Raw genomic sequence first — 1,011 nt, 5'->3', positions numbered from 1 at the left:
CATAAGCGCCCTCGCACTGGTTGGCAGCTGTCGCTCCGCCCCACAAGAAACCATCCGGAAAAGTCAGTTTTTCAGTCATAATTCTACTCGCTTTCTTATTTGCTGGTTTATTTACTCATATTATAGCTCATTCTTTAAACCTTTTCTTATAAAAAACTGCGAAATACTGATACTATTCTACTATTTCATTTAATCCGACAGATTTTCAGAGTCTGGTTCTTTAAAAGAATCGTCTTCTAAGAAAAAGGCAATTAGCCTCTCCTGAAACAAAAAAGAAGACCGAAAACCAGTCTTCTATTATTCCTCTTAAATCAAAGCCGTAATGGCCGTCACTAGGCCAAAAATAATTCCTGGTGCATTTGCTGCTGCAAGCGGAATATCTCTTTCTTTTTTGAACAATCCGTAGTAGACCCAAAGGCTACAGTTGATTGCTGCGACGAGCGGTTGGATAAAATTCCCTTTTTGCCCCGCTAGATTGTTCATGATTTGTGGAAAATAGGACACATACATCATTACGGACATAAAGGTTGCAACCCATCCCAAAATTTTCATTTGTTTTTCAGACATTTTCGATACCTCTTTCATTTTTCGGTTATATTTTATAATGATAGTCCAAAACAATCAAGCCCTTTTATCCCTTTGTTATGAAGATGTAAACTATCACAATCTTGTGATAAGTAAGAGGACAAAGAAAAAGACCGGATTGCTCCGATCTTTTCAAGTTCAACTCTTAGAAAACCATAGAATGAAATCTACAAACTTCAAATTTGATTTTCGACGAGAGGAATTATTTAATAGCGCGTGATTGCAACCCTTCTTCTTCCAAGAAGAGGCGGAATGGTACAAGCTCTTCAGCTTCGTATTTTTCTTTGAAGGCTTTAATAGCTTCTTCTGAGTGTTGTTTTGGATCCAACTCAAGTACTTCTACTGGAAGTGGACGATGTGGAGTGATGTGAGCATCGATAACAACAGTTTTACCTTCTTTGTTGAGTTTCACAGCTTCTGCAACGA

General features: G+C 37.9%; 2 protein-coding genes and 1 pseudogene. All 3 read right to left on the bottom strand.

What is annotated here, in order from left to right; all coding sequences use genetic code 11:
- The coding region (locus tag Q0191_RS03520; protein WP_297663894.1) for a family 1 glycosylhydrolase at positions 1–79 on the bottom strand (79 nt) is incomplete at its 3' end.
- Positions 80–306: 227 nt separating this feature from the next.
- Positions 307–567 (bottom strand): SemiSWEET family transporter, encoded by a 261-nt coding sequence (locus tag Q0191_RS03515; RefSeq protein ID WP_001291471.1) that lies wholly within the window; start codon positions 565–567, stop codon positions 307–309.
- A 220-nt stretch (positions 568–787) separates the two neighbouring features.
- Positions 788–1,011: pseudogene (locus Q0191_RS03510) on the bottom strand (pyruvate oxidase); the annotation flags it as partial.

The sequence above is a fragment of the uncultured Streptococcus sp. genome (genome assembly GCF_938036805.1).
Taxonomy (GTDB): Bacteria; Bacillota; Bacilli; order Lactobacillales; family Streptococcaceae; genus Streptococcus.
The sequence above is the reverse complement of the archived record's forward strand: the minus strand, read 5'-3'. Positions and strand labels throughout refer to the sequence as shown.